Below are 17,311 nucleotides of genomic sequence, written 5' to 3' on the forward strand. Positions count from 1 at the left end.
CTAGGGTTAAACCAATATTTTTAGAACTATGAAAAAATTACTATTTGTATTCCTATTAACCCCTTTATTATTGACTACTTCATGCGAAAGCAGTGAAGACCCAATTGTTTGTACCACAGAATTTGTGTACGGATTAAATGTTGTGGTTCTTGACGCTGTTACGCAACAACCCTTAGTTGATGGCGTTCAGGTTTTAGCTGTAGATGGTTCGTATCAGGAAGTTTTGTATAATCTTTCAGGTTTGGATACCACATTCTTCGGAGCTGGAGAACGAATTGGCACCTACACTATAACAGTTACAAAAGAAGGATACCAAACCTTTATAGCACCACCAATTAACGTTCCGGCGAATGTTTGTCATGTAATAGCACAATCTTTAACGGTCAATTTACAACCGGAATAAACATAAAAAAGCGTCCCGATTCTATTGGATTCGGGACGCTTTTAAATTTACAGTAAAATTGAACTATTTCGTTTTCTTCACGTATTGTGTCAAAATAACAATATGCTGTCCGTCAACTCTTCCTTCAATTTGTTCCGCATTGTCCCAAACCAATTTAATATTGTGAACGGCAGCACCACGTTTTGCTGTAAAATTAGCTCCTTTTACATCCAAATCCTTTGTTAAAACAACCGAATCGCCATCTTTTAGAATATTCCCGTTACCGTCTTTATGAACTATTTTACCCTCTTCATCTTCTCCTTCACCAGTTGCGCCCGCCCAAACTAAGGTTTCTTCATCAAGATACATCATGTCGAGTAAATCCTGTGGCCAACCTTCAGATCGTAATCGGTTCAGCATACGCCATGCTACAACTTGTACCGGTTTATTCTCATTCCACATACTTTCGCTCAGACACCTCCAATGATTAGCATCTGTTGCTGTGGTATTCTCTATTTGGTCTTTGCACGTTTTACATACCAAAACAGAATTGTCAAGTGAAATGGCTTCTTCTTTAGTGAGGTGAATTCTTAAATCTTCAGTAGCGCCACACATTTCGCATTTAGAGCCACTTCTCTCGTCTAACTTTTTATCTATAACACTCATGACTATAAATTAAAAGATGCTCCAATTTGAAATACAAACTGATTGTTAAGACGCTCATATCCTTCAGCATTTGTATTGTATTTTGCTAATGGAATTCCGGCTTCTGTATAAATTCCAAATCCATTAGTAAAAAAATAACGTGCTCCTAGATGCGCTCCAAAATTACGTAACCCCAAATCTAAGCCTGGATATACATCGAATTTATCACTAATTTTTAAAACGTTTCCAATGTTAGCATTGAAACGAAATTTAGCATCAAATCGATCATCAAATTTTGGCGTCCCAACGGCATTTGTTGTATTTAACAAGTACGATATTTGTCCGCCAATCGAAATATTTTCTCCAAGACCATAATCATAAGTAGTTGCAATACCGGCAGCATGTTCTTGTAATGTTGCGCCAACTTGTAATTTCATATCCCCTTTTCCTTTAAAAGCTTGCGCGTTTGCCAAACTCACGAATACAATGGCGACTAATGTAATTATTCTTCTCATTTTATTTTATTTTAATTGCAAATATACAGATTTTGAAAATTCTGACCCAAGACTTACAGCCGAATTGTATGAAGCACTGAATAAATCAAAAATCTAATTCCTTCCTTTCTCGTTAAAATACAATTCGTATAGGGGTTCGCTTTGCCAAAACTGTTTCGTATCAATATCCATCAACGTTAATGGTCCCATGAAGGCTGCTCCAGTGTCCACATTCCAAACGCAAGCTTTGTTAATGGGAACGATTTCGTTTATTTTAGTTACTGGCGTGTGCCCGATATAAATTTCATCATATAAAGTGAATCTTTTTGGATAATACAAACTGTCTTTCGGAAAGGATTCGTTCAATGCCAATGCCATTTCCCAAAGGGATCGATCCCAATAAAACATTCTTGGAAAATATTCGTGTTCTACCCCATTGATGTTAGTAAATCCCGCATGAATAAACAATCGATTTTGTTCGTCTAAATAAAAATCCTTCAGCGACCTAAGAAACTCCATGTGAATGTGCTTTTTTTCATTGGTCACGCAGGAATAGGCCAAAACAGTTGCTTTTCCGCCGTGTTTGAACCACATTCCTTCATCAATGTTTTTATTGTCATTTAGCATCCAATCCAGCAGTAATTCATCGTGATTTCCACGAAGGAAAATGCATTCATTAGTTCTACTTACCTCCATTAGAAAATCTATGACTTGTGGCGATTCACTCCAGCCATCTACATAATCTCCGAGAAAAATTAAGGTATCCTCATTCGTGACAACGGCTCTTTCTAAAACTTGTCTCAAAGCTTTCAATCCACCATGAATATCGCCAATTACTAATGTTCGTTTCATATACATACTATAAATGTAAAAATAACAGAAATAAACGTAGCATGTTATTTTACTTGGAAAATTATTTACTTTTGAAGTTGCATTTTATAACCCAAAATTCTTTCATATATGAAAAAAATTTGCGCCATTTTTTTAATTCTTTTTATTAATTTCAGTTTTTCACAATCAAAAACTATTTCTGGAATTATCAAAGACATTTCTTCTTTAGTGCCCATACAAAGCGTTTCCATTGGTGTAAGCAATTCCAATTTGGGAACTATTTCAAATGAGGATGGAAAGTTCCGCATAACACTGCCGGAAAATAGCAGCAAAATAGAGTTTACGCATTTGCTATATAATTCAGAAACGCATACCATTAACAAAAATGACAGCGAAATCGAAATACTGCTAACGCCAAAATCCTTTATATTGGATGAAGTAGTCATAAATCACAGACCTGGAAAAGAATTGCTTATTAATGCTATCGATGCTTCAAAAGAGAAATTGGAGCGATCAATACTACTCAACACCTATTATCGTGAATTTGTAAATGTTGACACTAAATACACTTCCTTTTCTGAAGGTCTTGTAGATTATTATGTGAAAAGGAAAAGTGGCGCTTCTGAAGTAGAGGTAAGGCAAAGCCGAGTTTTTGATTTAAAGGATGAAAAGGCTTCCGAAAGAGAAAAAGCCATTCAGTCTGTCAATTTAAATGATATAAGGGATGCTGTTACTACTGCTTATAACTTTAAAGCAGTAAGTAAAATAATAAAAGATGATAATTATTTTTTTGAAGTTGAAACCAAAACAGAGGAGAACGGAAATAGCATTGAAGTTATAACCATTCAGCCAAAAGCAGGCGTTGAAGAGGAACAAATATATGAAGGCTCCGTAACATACGATGCTAAAACTAAACTCATATTGGAGATTGATTTACGCTTTTCTCCTGAGCATAAAAAATTTAATATTCTTCATAATTTAATAATCGCTAAAGCAAAATTTAATGATTTTGCCCGAAAAACAAAGTTTAAAATAGATGGCGATAAATATGTAATGATTTACAATCAGATTAAGATTAATTTCTATATGAAGTTTGGCAAAATGATAAATAATACATTTGAAAGCGTCTATGATATGACCACATTGGATTATGCTGAAGGAGAGTTCAAGTTGGCTAAAGACAAAAAATACAAAGAGAGAAGTTTATTTGAAAATGGGAATAAATACACAGAAGAATTCTGGAAGAAGTACAACATAGTCTTGTTAAGCGATTCTGAAGAAAAAATAATCAACAGCCTTAAATAGTTATTTAGTTTCCGAATCGTATTTCATTTTCCGTAATATTCGCATAGCTTCTTTAAAACTCAAATAAACTGTTGGGCTTTTCTGTGCCTTTAATAATGGTTTCGCTTCTACTAGTTTCTGTTTTGCGTTATCAAAACCATTGAGGTAACAAATCATCAAAGTTGAGGGAAGATTTTCCAGATCTTTATCATCGCGTTCTGATAACACCATTCCTTTTTGCATTTTATGAATCAAGCTGATATTTGAATTATAAATATGATGCAGCATTTTTTTGTTGTAAGCTGGTGGCTCAAACAACATTTTGTTTTCCATTTTATAATAACCGTTGTCAAAAAAATGAATCGTCAATTGTTCCAATGGATAATAACTTGTTTTATCATTCAACCCGAGTGGCACATATTCAACAATAGTAAAACTTTGCTCATTATAGCTAATGGAAACCACATCAAGCGCAGAATAAAATAGCTTGACTTGTTCGTTTATTAATTCAATATCGACCCGTGAAAGATAGGTTACATCCCTAATTTTTTTTGGAACACCGGCCCAGCAAATAACGAACAATTCTTTAAAAACATTATATTTTGAGGTCATGTCTTTATGCCGGTTATATATAAAATCGACTACGCCATCCAAAGTGTGTGCAATGCTATTATGCGAGCCATTTTCGATACTGATAACCGTTTCAATATTCTGTTTTGAATACGGAATCTTATCTTCCGTGGGCATCGTATTGCTTCCGATACGAACAAAAACACTATTTGCCAAAATAGTATGAATGTTTTTTTTGAACCTCGAAGTTTTATTCTTGGGCTTAATGGTGACCAATCCCACTACTTTATCTTTGGAAAGATTCGGAAACGGGACATTCTCATATTGAATTTTTGGTGGATTTTCCAAATACGCATTTACCAAATTTTGAATCCGACTGTCATCAAAAAAATCATCGCCAACAATTTCGTTGTCCTGATCTTCGACACCAACAACAATGTAAGAATTATTGGAAGGATTAGAATTCGACAACGCGCAAATGTGTTTCAAAAACTTCGCCTTTCCTTCTTTAGTATGTAAATTCAACTGACGCTTTTTATCATAAAAACTGCTCTCATCATTGTGAGCTAAAAGGTTTTTAATCAAAAGACGCTTATTTATCATAAAGTGGTCAGTGGTAATTTTTTTAGTGTTCAGTTGCTGCCAACTAATTACTGAACACTGAATGCTCTTTTTTAAGGCACTTTATTTCCCATACTTTCGGTCCAAATGGCAAACCAATCCAACGGATCCAACTCCATTTCAACGGCTTTCATTAAGGCCTGAATTCGGGCAATATTAACAGTTCCCGCAACTGGAATAACCTTGGCAGGATGTTTCATAACCCATGCCAAAAGAATAGTATCGGATCCCAAATGGTATTTTTCAACCAACTGTGCCAAGAGTTTCTTAAGTCTTCTAGTTTGCTCAATGTCTTCTCTAAAAACTGTTCCAAGCGGATTCCAGGACATTGGGCGAATTTTATGCAACTCCATATAATCTAAACTTCCGTCGACCATTGCTTCGTGATGCGTAGCTGAAAACTGTATCTGGTTGTAATTAACTTCTGTTTTTTGACGGATTAATTCGGTTTGCGATGGCGTAAAATTGGAAAGTCCAAAGTCAATAATTTTCCCTTCTTTTTTTAATTGGGCAACAGCCTCAGCAATTTCATCAGCAACCATTAACGGACTTGGTCGGTGCAATAATAAAACATCAATATAATCCGTTTGCAAGTTTTTTAAAGAGTTTTCTACCGACCAAATAATATACTTTTTCGAATAATCATAATGCTTAACCGGATTATTTCTTCCATTAGTATGCTGAATTCCACATTTTGAAATTAGCTGCATTTTCTTTCTGTCGATTTTACTTTGCTTAAAAGCTTTACCAAAATCAGATTCTGTAGTATAATCTCCGTAAATATCCGCAAGATCAAAAGTCGTTATTTTATTTTCGATGCAAATATTCATGAGATGCTCCATTTCCGAGGTAGCTAATTTCTTGTCCCAAATTCCCCAATTCATAGTTCCGGCAACGATGGGCGATAATTTTGTTTTCATTTTAATTTCTTTTTTACTGTTATGGAAGTTTTTAATGAATTTCGAAAATTTTAGTATTTTGCCAACGAAAATTTCCGCAAACGTATTCGGTCTTAAAATTATAAAAAGAAAATCATAAATCATCCTTAAAATGGTGACGATTTCTAAAGTTTTAACGCATTGTTAACATCTGTTACGGGATAAAATTTTCATTTTTGAAATGTTAAATTTATAACGGTCTCACATTAGAATAAATAGAGTAACTATGGAAGAAAATGGTACAGCTTTAGACATTAGAGCAATTAATGAAAAAATAGAAAGAGAAAGTGCTTTTATTGACTTGCTGACTATGGAAATGAACAAAGTCATTGTCGGCCAAAAACACATGATAGAACGATTGCTAATTGGACTTTTGGGTCAAGGACACATTTTGTTAGAAGGCGTACCCGGATTAGCAAAAACTTTAGCCATAAACACGCTATCGCAAGCGGTTCAAGGAAGTTTCAGCCGTATCCAATTTACGCCAGATTTATTGCCCGCCGATGTTGTGGGAACCATGATTTATAATATTAAAGCCAACGAATTCTCAATCAAAAAAGGACCAATTTTTGCAAATTTCGTTCTAGCCGATGAGATCAATCGTGCGCCAGCCAAAGTGCAGTCTGCTTTGCTAGAAGCGATGCAAGAAAAACAAGTTACGATTGGCGATACCACTTTTAAATTAGACCGACCCTTTTTAGTTTTGGCTACGCAAAACCCCATTGAGCAAGAAGGTACGTATCCGTTACCAGAAGCGCAAGTGGATCGATTTATGTTGAAAACCGTGATCGATTATCCAAAAATGGACGAAGAACGAATGGTTATTCGTCAGAATCTTAAAGGTGCTTACGAAAAAGTAAATGCCGTAGTTTCTGTCGAACAAATTCTAAGAGCACAAGAAGCCGTTCGAGAAGTGTATATGGATGAAAAAATCGAAAAATACATCTTAGATATTGTCTTTGCAACACGTTATCCTGAAAAATATAAATTAGAAAGTTTAAAACCATTGATTGGATTTGGAGCTTCTCCTCGAGGAAGTATCAACTTGGCGAACGCTGCTAAATGTTATGCTTTCATCAAACGTCGTGGTTATGTAATTCCAGAAGACGTTCGTGCTGTAGTTCATGATGTGTTGCGTCACAGAATTGGCATCACTTATGAAGCTGAAGCGGAAAACATTACTTCTGTTGACATCATCAACAAAATCGTTAACGAAATCGAAGTACCTTAAATTAGCTTCTAGCTTTCAGCAGTCAGCAGTCAGCATAATACTGATAGCTAATAGCTGAAGGCTAACCGCTGAAGGCTAAAAAAATGGAAACAAAAGACTTACTCAAAAAAGTTCGTAAAATCGAAATCAAAACCCGAAGACTGAGCGATCATATCTTCTCGGGCGAATACCACACGTCGTTTAAAGGCCGTGGTATGACGTTTTCAGAAGTGCGACAATACCAATTTGGTGACGACATACGTGCGATTGACTGGAATGTTACGGCGCGTTATAACGAACCTTACGTGAAAGTTTTTGAAGAAGAACGCGAATTAACCATGATGCTAATGGTTGATATTTCGGGTTCGGAAGGATTTGGAACCAAAAACCAATTGAAAAGTGAAATCGTAACTGAAATCGCGGCAACGATGGCTTTTTCGGCGACACAGAATAATGATAAAATTGGGTTGATCTTATTTTCAGACCAAATCGAATTGTACATTCCGCCAAAAAAGGGAAAATCTCATGTTTTGCGAATCATCCGTGAGTTAATTGAATTTAAACCTAAAAGCAATAAAACCGATTTGTCACAAGCCTTAAAATTCTTATCAGGAACACAAAAAAAGAAAGCGATTGTATTCGTGATTTCTGATTTTATGGTCGATGACGATTACGAAAAAACATTAAAAATTGCTGCAAAAAAACACGATATTACGGGAGTTCGCGTCTATGATATTCGGGAAGAAAAAATGCCAAATATCGGAATGGTCGAAATGGAAGATGCTGAAACTGGAGAGATTTTAGTGGTAAATACCGGTTCAAAAAAAGCGCGCTTGAGTTATGAAAAACACTATCAAGAAAAAGTGAATTACTTTAAAGATATCTTTTCAAAATGTGGTTCAGGAACGGTTAATACTCGTGTTGACGAAAGTTACGTTACAAAATTATTGGGTTATTTTAAATCGAGATAAAAGTTTAACCGCAAGGTTCGCAAAAATATACGCACAGTACACCAGCTTTGTTGTTTAAAATTTCATCTTTGCGAAACTTGTGAAAACCTTGTGCTCTTTGCGGTTAAATAAAAAAATAAATGAGAATTAAATTATATATATTATTACTTTTCACATCTTCGCTTTTTGCCCAAAAAGTGACGACGTTGGTGAATGTTACCAAAAATAAAATTGGTGCCGAATTCAAGCTTACGCTGAAAACAGATGTGGATACTTTATCGAAAGTAAAATTTCCGGAAGCTAAAAACTTTGGAGCTCTTGAAGTTATTCAATCGTATAAAATGGATACGGTTAAAAGCGGCGCGCGTTACCAATTAATCAAGAATTATGGTCTAACGCAATTCGATAGCGGAAAATATATGATTCCGAGAATTCCGGTTTTAATTAATGGAAAACCGGTATTTTCAGACAGTATTAAAGTAGAAGTTAATGATGTAAAAGTCGATACATTGAAACAAAAAATGTACGACATTAAAGATATCGCTAAGGTTGAAAGTCCGCTTGGAACTTGGTGGATTTATCTTTTAATCCTTTTTGCAATTGGTGTTGCTGGTTATTTCATTTACAAATACATCAAGAAAAGACAAAGCGAACCTAAAGTTGAAGAAATCATTTTCAAATCGCCAATCGAAAAAGCGACGACTTTATTACAACAATTGGAAGGAAAAGAACTTTGGCAGAAAGGGGAAATCAAGCATTATTATTCTGAATTAACCGATATTGCTCGTAATTATATTGAAGAAGAAATTCATATTCCAGCAATGGAAAGCACTACCTCTGAACTAATAGAAGCCTTGCGAAAAGCGGCAAAACAACAAAAATTAAAGCTTTCAAACGAAACCGTTCAGAATCTCGAAAAAGTTCTGATGCAAGCTGATTTAGTAAAATTCGCTAAAGTAAAACCACTGGATTTTGAAATTGAAGAAGACAAAAAACGGATTTCAAATTCGATTGTAACCATTCACAAATCGATTCCAGAAATTGTAGTAGTTGATGACGAATTAACAGAATGGAACGAACAACAAAAAGAGTTAGCGCGATTAGAAAAGCTAAAAAAACAAAAACGGACAAGAATCATTTCCGCTATCGGAATTGCTTTTGCAATGCTATTTATTTTTGTTTTGGGATTGATCTATTTCAAAGGATTTGACTATGTAAAAGATAATCTTATCGGGAATCCAACTAAAGAATTAGTAGAAGGAAAATGGATTTACAGCGAATATGGAAATCCGGGCGTTAAAATTGAAACACCAAAAGTTTTAAAACGAATTGATGCTTCCAAATCGCTTCCAAAAGATGCGGCTGCCTTGATAAAAGAAATGCAAACCTTTATTTATGGTAGTTTAGTAGACGATTTTTACATCGTGGTCAACACAACTAAATTCAAACAGGAAAGTCAATTGGATTTAGATAAGGTTGCCGAAACTTCATTGAAATTATTCGAGCAACAAGGTGCGACAAACATCATTGTCAAAACAGAAGATTTTGATACGCAAAAGGGCATTTCGGGCAAGAAAGCTTATGGTACAATGACTATTATTGATAAAATTAGAAACAAATCGACCAAGATGTATTATGAAGTCATAATTTTTGGACAAAATGGCGGCATCCAACAAATAACCGTAATGTATAAAGAAGACGATAAATACGGAAAACAAATTTCTGATCGAATGTTAAACTCGGTTGAATTACAAACACCAGCACAATAATGAAAGACGTTAGTTTTTTAAATCCTGAATTCTTCTGGTTGTTTTTACTACTTCCGGCAGCTGTTGCATGGTTTATTTGGAAAAGAAAACAGCAAACTGCCACTTTAAAAATAAGTTCAGTTAAAGGTTTCAAAGCGCAAAAATCGCTGTTGGCCAAATTAAAACCGTTCTTATTTGTATTGCGTTTATTAGCGTTGAGTTCATTGATTATTGCGATGGCGCGACCAAGAAAAGTGGATATCAGCAGTCAAACAAAATCTACAAAAGGAATTGACATCGTAATGGCGATTGACGTTTCGGGAAGTATGCTAGCTAAAGATTTAAAGCCAAACCGTATGGAAGCTTTAAAAAAAGTAGCCGAAAATTTTGTTGAAGGAAGGCCAAATGACCGAATCGGAATCGTAGTTTATGCTTCTGAAGCGTATACGAAAACACCGGTTACAAGCGACAAAGCTGTTGTCCAACAAGCAATTAAAAGCATTGAATACAACAATGTGCTACAGGATGGAACTGGAATTGGAATGGGTTTAACAACAGCTGTAAACCGTTTGAAAGACAGCAAAGCCAAAAGCAAAGTGATTATTCTTTTGACGGATGGTGTTAACAATGCTGGATTTATTGAACCCGAAACTGCTTCTCAAATCGCAAAAGAATACGGAATTAAGGTTTACACCATCGGAATTGGAACCAACGGGAATGCACTATTTCCATATGCTTATGGCCCGAATGGCGGATTTTTATTCCGAATGATGCCCGTTGAAATTGATGTTAAATTGCTACAAACTATTGCCCGAAATACGGGTGGAAAATATTTCCGTGCAAGCAGCAACAGTAAATTAGAATCCATTTATTCCGAAATCAACAAACTAGAAACTACTGAAATTCAGGAATTAAAATTCTATGATTATGATGAAAAATACAGACCATTTGTTTGGATTGCGGGGATTTTAGTTTTGGTGGAATTTGGTTTGAGAAACACAATTTACAGAAGTTTTATATAATTACGAAATACGAATAGGCACTATGCAGATGAAAATTCATAATTTAAAATTCATAATTCATAATTGAACATGTACGAGTTAGAAGAAAAATGGTATTTGTATTTCTTGGCTGTCATTCCGCTGATGGCATTGCTTTTCTTGTATATTCAATTCTGGAAAAGAAAAAAACAACGCGAGTTTGGTGATCTGGAATTAATCAAAAAATTAAGCCCGGAAAAATCAACTTTCAAACCTGCGTTAAAATTGGTTGTAATTTTATTAGCGTTGACATGTCTGATTATTGGTTTGGTAAATCCAAAAATCGGAACAAAATTAGAAACCGTAAAACGAGAAGGAATTGATATTATTTTTGCTGTCGATGTTTCAAAAAGTATGCTTGCCGAAGACGTTGCGCCAAGCCGATTGGAAAAAAGCAAGCAATTGGTTTCGCAAATCATCAATAATTTAGGCAACGACCGAATCGGAATCATTGCTTATTCTGGAAGCGCTTTCCCAGTTTTACCCATCACCACAGATTATAGTGTTGGTAAAATGTTTTTGCAAAGTATGAATCCCGGAATGATTTCATCGCAAGGAACTTCGATTGATCAAGCAATAAATTTGGCAACCACTTTCATTGATAAAAAAGATAAAACCAACAAACTTCTAATCATTATTACAGATGGTGAAGATCATTCAGACAGCGCCAAACAAGCAGCAGAAGAAGCTAAAAAGTTAGGTTTAAAAATAATGACAATAGGTGTTGGAACGGAAAAAGGCGGAACGATTCCACTAAAAAGAAACAGAATTGTGGAGAGTTTTCAGCGCGATCAAAATGGAGAAGTGGTCATTACCAAACGAAATGCAGAAGTTTTAAAAGACATTGCTAAAAGTTCTGGCGGAGGCTATGTAGACGGAAATTCTACTAAAGAAGTTATAGATTATGTAAAAAATGCATTGGATAATATTCAAAAAACAGAATTCGAAAGTACCCAAATGACCGATTTTAAATCGCAGTTTCAATGGTTTTTAGGATTTGGCTTTTTCCTTTTGATTTTAGATGTTTTCCTTTTAGAGAAAAAGACAAAATGGGTGAAAAAGATGAATCTGTTTAATGAAAAAGATAATTAGATAATCGACAGATAGATGAGAGACAGAAACAAATATTTGACCTTACTTTTTCTATTGTTATTTTCTTTTTTGGCGAAAGCACAAAACAAGGAAAAAGATAAAGATTTGCCCAAAGGAAACGATTCTTTTGCTGAGAAAAAATATGCCGAGGCTGAAGCAGATTACCGAGTTTCCGAATCAAAAAACCCTAAGAAATCTATTGGGTCTTACAACTTGGGAAATGCTATTTACAGACAAAATCAATCGGGAGAAGCTAAATATCATTATGCAAAAGCATTGAAAAACGCCAAAAATAGAACTGAAAAACATCAGGCATTTCATAATATTGGAAACACGTTTATGAAAGACAAAGATTATTCAAATGCTGTTGAAGCTTATAAAAATGCATTGCGAAATAATCCGTCTGACGAAGAAACACGTTACAATTATGCTTTGGCAAAAGAATACCTGAAAAACAATCCGCCTAAAAAAGACGGTGACAAGAACAAGGATAAAAACAAAGACAAGAAGGACGATAAAAAAGATAAGAACCAGGATAAGGACAAAAAAGACGACAAAAAAGACGAACGAAAAGACAAAGACAAGGATAAAAAAGAAGGAGACAAAAACAAGGACAAAGACCAAAAGGATAAGAATAATGATCAAGGAAAACCGCAACCTCAGCCTGGTGGAATTTCCAAACAACGTTTAGAAAATTTATTAGATGCTGTTAACAACGAAGAGAAAAAAGTTCAAGACAAAGTAAATAAACAAAAGGTGCCAACCAATCCGAAGAAAGCCGAGAAAGATTGGTAGTTTTAATGTAATTTGAAGATGAAAAAGATTTTAATTTTATTGTTTTTAATCACCAATTCGCTTTTTGCCCAAGTACAATTTGAGGCGAAAGTGAGCAAGACTTCTTTGGGTTTAAATGAACGTCTTCGCGTGGATTTTACAATGAATGCGGACGGTGATGATTTTGTGGCGCCCAATTTTGAAGCATGCGGTTTTAAAGTTGTAGGTGGCCCAAGTCAATCAGTAAGTCAGTCGTGGGTTAACGGAAGAAGTTCCTTTAACAAATCGTATATTTTTATTCTATTACCGACTCAAAAAGGCACTTTAACATTAAAACAAGCCTCAATTGAAATTAATGGACAGATTTATAAAACATTGCCCGTCAAAATCAATGTGACCAATGCGGTTGAAATTCCAAAAGATCCGAACGAAATGCCCGCAGTTAGCGCTGACGACAATTTATATTTGGTTGCCGATATTTCAAAAACGAACCCTTACCTCAACGAACCGATTACTGTGGTTTACAAATTATATTTCAGTTATAATATCGGAATTACAAACTGGCGCGAGCTGAACAAACCAAAATACAACGATTTTTGGAGCCAGAATATCGACATCAAACAACTCAAAGCCGAAGATGGAACGTTCAAAGGAGAACGCTATCGTTATGTAGTTTTACGAAAAACGGTTTTATATCCACAAAAATCTGGAAAACTAGAAATTGAACCACTTTCTTTAGATATTGATTGTCAAGTACCAACCAATAAAAGAAATTTTTGGGGACAAGCTTTACTAACCGAAGACAGCAAACGTGTTTCGGCAGGAAGCAAAATAATCAATGTAAGAGCTTTGCCAGAAAAAGGAAAACCAGAAGATTTTTCGGGAGCTGTGGGTCGTTTTGATTTTAAAGTTAAACCTTCGAAAACGACTTTAAAAAATGGGGAATCTATGGATCTAGACATTAGCGTTGCCGGAACGGGAAATCTCAAATTATTCACTTTGCCTAAACCAGTTTTACCTTCTGCGTTAGAAATGTATGATCCGGTACACGATGAAAATGTGACAACACCACTAACCGGAATGACAGGAAGAATTTCGGATAAATACACTATAATTCCACAATACAAAGGAAATTATCAAATCAAACCTTTGAGTTTTACTTATTTTGATTTGGGCTCAGGCAGTTACAAAACCATTACTTCTGAACCAATAACGGTCAATGTTCTTGACGGTCCAAGTAGCGCAAGTTCAGGAAAAACCAATCCAAATGATGTAACCAAAGCCAAGTTGGAAGTTGCTAAATCATTTGCTTACATCAAACAGAAAACGTCTTTAATGTCGATGGAAAAAGAGGATTTCATAGGTTCAGGATTATTCTATTCGTTGGTATTTTTACCGTTCTTAGCGATTCCGTTTTTTGTAGTTGGTAAGAAACGTAAAGAAGCCTCAGACAATGATGTTGTTGGAAACAGAATCAAAAAATCTAATGCTTTGGCGAAGAAATATCTTGGTGAAGCAAAGAAACATTTGGGTAACAAAGAACCTTTTTATATCGCATTAGAAAAGGCCATGCACAATTTCCTAAAAGCGAAATTACACATCGAAACTTCGGAAATGAGCAAAGAAAAAATTAGTGAAATTCTACTTTCGCGTAAAGCAAATCCTGAAACGGTTTCCAATTTTATCCAATTGACCGAAAACTGTGAATTGGCACGTTATGCTTTTTCTTCTGAATCGGCAATTCAAAACGATTACGATAAAGCGGTTGTTATTATTTCTGAATTGGAAAAGCAATTAAAATAATGAAAAAGATACTAATCCTACTTCTTATTATTTCTCAAATTTCTTGGGCACAAACAGCTTTTGAAAAAGGCAATCAATTCTATGCAAAAGAGAATTATGACGCTGCTATTTCTAGTTATGAAAGTGTTGTGAATTCTGGAAAACAATCGGCTGAATTGTATTTCAACTTAGGAAATTCCTATTATAAGTTGCATAAAGTAGCGCCTGCGATTTATAATTATGAAAAAGCATTATTGTTAAGTCCGAATGATGCTGAGATAAAAACGAACTTAGATTTCGCCAAAAAAATGGCCGTTGACGACATCAAAGTCATTCCGAAAGTGGGCTTTAATAAACTACTCGCCGATTTTACTTCTAAATACCATTATGACACTTGGGCTTGGATTGCCGTTAGTTTTGCATTTGTATTTTTATTGTTTTTTGTCGGATATTATTTTTCGGAGAAAACGTTTTTGAAACGCATTTTCTTTATCGGAATGTTCCTTTGGTTAGTTGGAATTTTACTTAGTACCGCTTCTGGATTCTTTGAAAAAAATCGAAATGATAACGAAAGACCAGCCATTGTTTTTGCTGAAGATGCCCCTTTAAAAAGCGAACCAAAATTGAGCGGACAAGAAACAACCGTGCTGCATGAAGGAACAAAAGTGTTCATCTTAGAAAGCATCGCGAACTGGAAAAAAGTAGAACTAACCGACGAAACTACCGGATGGATTGAAGAAAGCGCGATTAAAGAAATTAAGAATTAGCATTTAGCTGCCTGCTTTTAGCTTTTAGCTAACTATCTTTGCAAACTAATTTAGAAATAAGAAATCTGAATTTAAAAATAAAGTTCTCGACACTAAACTCATTTTTAAACTTCTAACTTCTAACGTCTAACTTCTAACTTTCACTATGTCAAGAGACGAACAATTAAAAAACCGCTGGAACAACGTTGTAGAAATCCTTTCCAATCAGTTTGCTGAAGGAGATGTATTGGATTTAGACGCAATCATATATTTAATCGGTGTACAAGAATTAGGCAAAGTACACGAAACCTTCAAAAAAGACGAAAAACTAAACCTCATGCACATCGCCATTTGTCGCTTGTTGGTGCCGTATGGTTATTACGAATTTGATTTCGTAGACAAAGACGGTTGGCCACATTACAGCGTCAAAGAAGAATTGCCTGCCTTAAAAGCTGGTGAACAATCGGTTTTGATGAAAGAAGCAATTGTCAATTATTTTTTAGAGAACGAAGTGATTAAATAGTGCTCAGTATTCAGAAGGCAGTATTCGGTATAAAAACTTCTGACTTCTAGCTTCTAGCTTCTAACTTTTCCCTAAATTTGCACCTTTACAAAATGACCGATGATAGACAAGATTAAAGAATATATTGGCGAAGCAACCGCTTTTAATACGGAGGATGCTGCAACTTTAGAGCAATTCCGAATTAAATTCTTAGGAAGCAAAGGCTTGCTGAAAGACTTATTTGCCGAATTCAAAAATGTTCCAAACGAACAAAAAAAAGAATTTGGACAAGTAATTAATACGCTTAAAACTACTTGCGAAGACAAGGTAAAAGGAATCCAAGAAGCTTTAGAAAGTAAAGTGGAAAATATCGGAATCTATGGCGATTTATCGCGCCCTTCTGAACCGACAATTATCGGTTCTCGTCACCCTATTTCATTGGTAAAAAACCAAATTATCGATATTTTTTCAACCATTGGATTCAATGTTTCTGACGGTCCTGAAATAGAAGACGATTGGCATAATTTTTCTGCGCTAAACTTACCAGAATACCATCCGGCAAGAGACATGCAAGATACTTTTTTCATCCAAACCAACCCCGATGTTTTATTGCGTACGCATACTTCATCCGTTCAGGTGCGTTATATGGAAAATAGCAAACCACCAATCCGTACAATTTCACCAGGAAGAGTTTTCAGAAATGAAGCGGTGTCTTCACGTTCGCACTGTATTTTTCACCAAGTGGAAGGATTGTACATTGACAAAGAGGTTTCGTTTGCCGACTTGAAGCAAACGCTTTTATATTTCACCAAAGAAATGTTCGGAAAGTCAAAAATCCGTTTGAGACCAAGTTATTTTCCGTTTACGGAACCAAGTGCTGAAGTCGATATTTATTGGGGTTTAAAAACCGAAACCGATTACCGCATCACCAAAGGAACTGGTTGGTTGGAAATCATGGGTTGCGGAATGGTCGATCCAAATGTTTTGAAAAATTGTGGCATCAATCCTGACGAATACAACGGTTTCGCATTCGGAATGGGAATTGAACGTATCGCGATGTTACTGTATCAAATTGGCGATATCCGAATGTTCTACGAAAACGACGTGCGTTTTTTAGAGCAGTTTAAGTCAAGTATATAAAATTTAGGAGCGGAAAGGCTTGCAAACTTTTACAAACCTTGTTCCCGCTTTCCATTACAATCTCTGCGAGGATTTCCATTGCAATCGGGGCTAAATGGCATCTTTAGTTAATCTAAGCAGTCTAAAAATCTAATTCTTCTAAGTAGTCTATCATGAAAAGCGACATCCAAATTCCCGAAGTTGAAAACGTTTTCCTCGCTGCCGTTCAGGAATGGAGCGATGACTTTATGGAAAAGGTTTGGTATGTGTATCTAATCAACGATTCTGACTTTGATTTAGACTCGGTAATGGTCGTTTCTAAAGCTTTTGGTACTCTAGATGGTGAAATGAAAAAAACGTCATTATTGCGTCACGCTTTTATCCATGTTCCTGCAGTATCCGTAGTAAAAATAGAAATGGTCGAACAAAATGTGCTTCGCCTCAACAATGAGTTTATGGTAACCTATTTCATCGACAACATACTTTATGACAAAAAATTCATCTTCAAAGCTCAAAGTATAACCCCGGATTATGTTGAAGAAGTGCCTATTCTTTTTATAGATGGCGTTATTGTACGATAGAA

At 35.3% G+C, this 17,311-nt stretch carries 18 protein-coding genes; 13 read left to right on the forward strand and 5 right to left on the reverse strand.

Annotated elements, in window-relative coordinates; translation table 11 throughout:
- Window positions 1-28 precede the first annotated feature (28 nt).
- Window positions 29-403, forward strand: a complete 375-nt coding sequence (locus PSU83_RS05850) for a hypothetical protein (RefSeq protein WP_300587835.1) — start codon at window positions 29-31, stop codon at window positions 401-403.
- 63 nt (window positions 404-466) lie between these two features.
- Here the strand turns inward: PSU83_RS05850 and PSU83_RS05855 are convergent, their stop codons facing one another.
- From PSU83_RS05855 to PSU83_RS05865, 3 genes are all read right to left on the reverse strand, one after another.
- A complete protein-coding gene (locus PSU83_RS05855; RefSeq protein ID WP_300587837.1) occupies window positions 467-1,048 on the reverse strand; it encodes an alkylphosphonate utilization protein in 582 nt (193 codons plus the stop codon).
- 2 nt (window positions 1,049-1,050) lie between these two features.
- Complete coding sequence (locus PSU83_RS05860; RefSeq protein ID WP_300587839.1) at window positions 1,051-1,542, reverse strand: DUF6646 family protein; 492 nt, start codon at window positions 1,540-1,542, stop codon at window positions 1,051-1,053.
- 93 nt (window positions 1,543-1,635) lie between these two features.
- A complete protein-coding gene (locus PSU83_RS05865) occupies window positions 1,636-2,373 on the reverse strand; it encodes a metallophosphoesterase (protein ID WP_300587841.1) in 738 nt (245 codons plus the stop codon).
- A gap of 108 nt (window positions 2,374-2,481) precedes the next feature.
- Between PSU83_RS05865 and PSU83_RS05870 the strand changes: the two genes are divergently transcribed.
- Window positions 2,482-3,657, forward strand: a complete 1,176-nt coding sequence (locus PSU83_RS05870; protein ID WP_300587843.1) for a carboxypeptidase-like regulatory domain-containing protein — start codon at window positions 2,482-2,484, stop codon at window positions 3,655-3,657.
- Here PSU83_RS05870 and PSU83_RS05875 read toward each other — a convergent pair whose 3' ends face one another.
- Both PSU83_RS05875 and PSU83_RS05880 read right to left on the reverse strand, forming a co-directional pair.
- A complete protein-coding gene (locus tag PSU83_RS05875; protein WP_300587845.1) occupies window positions 3,658-4,809 on the reverse strand; it encodes an ATP-binding protein in 1,152 nt (383 codons plus the stop codon). It lies immediately after the preceding gene.
- Between the two features lie 71 nt (window positions 4,810-4,880).
- Complete coding sequence (locus PSU83_RS05880) at window positions 4,881-5,747, reverse strand: aldo/keto reductase (protein ID WP_300587847.1); 867 nt, start codon at window positions 5,745-5,747, stop codon at window positions 4,881-4,883.
- 244 nt (window positions 5,748-5,991) lie between these two features.
- Between PSU83_RS05880 and PSU83_RS05885 the strand changes: the two genes are divergently transcribed.
- The 11 genes from PSU83_RS05885 to PSU83_RS05935 all read left to right on the forward strand — a co-directional run bounded on the left by PSU83_RS05885 (window position 5,992) and on the right by PSU83_RS05935 (window position 17,309).
- Window positions 5,992-6,996: a MoxR family ATPase gene (locus tag PSU83_RS05885; RefSeq protein ID WP_300587849.1), complete on the forward strand. Its 1,005-nt coding sequence runs from the start codon at window positions 5,992-5,994 to the stop codon at window positions 6,994-6,996.
- An 83-nt stretch (window positions 6,997-7,079) separates the two neighbouring features.
- A complete protein-coding gene (locus PSU83_RS05890) occupies window positions 7,080-7,946 on the forward strand; it encodes a DUF58 domain-containing protein (protein WP_300587851.1) in 867 nt (288 codons plus the stop codon).
- Between the two features lie 119 nt (window positions 7,947-8,065).
- Window positions 8,066-9,694, forward strand: coding sequence for a hypothetical protein (locus PSU83_RS05895; protein ID WP_300587853.1), 1,629 nt, complete (start codon window positions 8,066-8,068; stop codon window positions 9,692-9,694).
- Window positions 9,694-10,695 carry a VWA domain-containing protein gene (locus PSU83_RS05900; RefSeq protein ID WP_300587856.1) on the forward strand — a complete coding sequence of 334 codons (1,002 nt, stop codon included), beginning with the start codon at window positions 9,694-9,696 and terminating at the stop codon, window positions 10,693-10,695. Before PSU83_RS05895 ends, PSU83_RS05900 begins: the two co-directional genes overlap by 1 nt.
- A 69-nt stretch (window positions 10,696-10,764) precedes the next feature.
- The gene (locus PSU83_RS05905) at window positions 10,765-11,805 is read left to right on the forward strand and encodes a VWA domain-containing protein (RefSeq protein ID WP_300587858.1); all 1,041 of its coding nucleotides are present in this window, start codon (window positions 10,765-10,767) and stop codon (window positions 11,803-11,805) included.
- A 15-nt stretch (window positions 11,806-11,820) separates the two neighbouring features.
- Complete coding sequence (locus PSU83_RS05910) at window positions 11,821-12,600, forward strand: BatC protein (RefSeq protein ID WP_300587860.1); 780 nt, start codon at window positions 11,821-11,823, stop codon at window positions 12,598-12,600.
- Window positions 12,601-12,618: 18 nt separating this feature from the next.
- Complete coding sequence (locus PSU83_RS05915; protein ID WP_300587862.1) at window positions 12,619-14,382, forward strand: BatD family protein; 1,764 nt, start codon at window positions 12,619-12,621, stop codon at window positions 14,380-14,382.
- A complete protein-coding gene (locus tag PSU83_RS05920) occupies window positions 14,382-15,128 on the forward strand; it encodes a tetratricopeptide repeat protein (RefSeq protein WP_300587864.1) in 747 nt (248 codons plus the stop codon). The genes PSU83_RS05915 and PSU83_RS05920 overlap by 1 nt, the downstream gene beginning before the upstream one ends.
- Window positions 15,129-15,273: 145 nt before the next feature.
- Window positions 15,274-15,630 (forward strand): hypothetical protein, encoded by a 357-nt coding sequence (locus tag PSU83_RS05925; RefSeq protein WP_300587866.1) that lies wholly within the window; start codon window positions 15,274-15,276, stop codon window positions 15,628-15,630.
- A 99-nt stretch (window positions 15,631-15,729) separates the two neighbouring features.
- Window positions 15,730-16,749 (forward strand): phenylalanine--tRNA ligase subunit alpha, encoded by a 1,020-nt coding sequence (pheS, locus tag PSU83_RS05930; protein ID WP_300587868.1) that lies wholly within the window; start codon window positions 15,730-15,732, stop codon window positions 16,747-16,749.
- A 152-nt stretch (window positions 16,750-16,901) separates the two neighbouring features.
- Window positions 16,902-17,309 (forward strand): hypothetical protein, encoded by a 408-nt coding sequence (locus tag PSU83_RS05935; RefSeq protein ID WP_300587870.1) that lies wholly within the window; start codon window positions 16,902-16,904, stop codon window positions 17,307-17,309.
- Window positions 17,310-17,311: the final 2 nt, after the last annotated feature.

The organism is Flavobacterium sp. (assembly GCF_029945805.1).
Lineage (GTDB): Bacteria > Bacteroidota > Bacteroidia > Flavobacteriales > Flavobacteriaceae > Flavobacterium.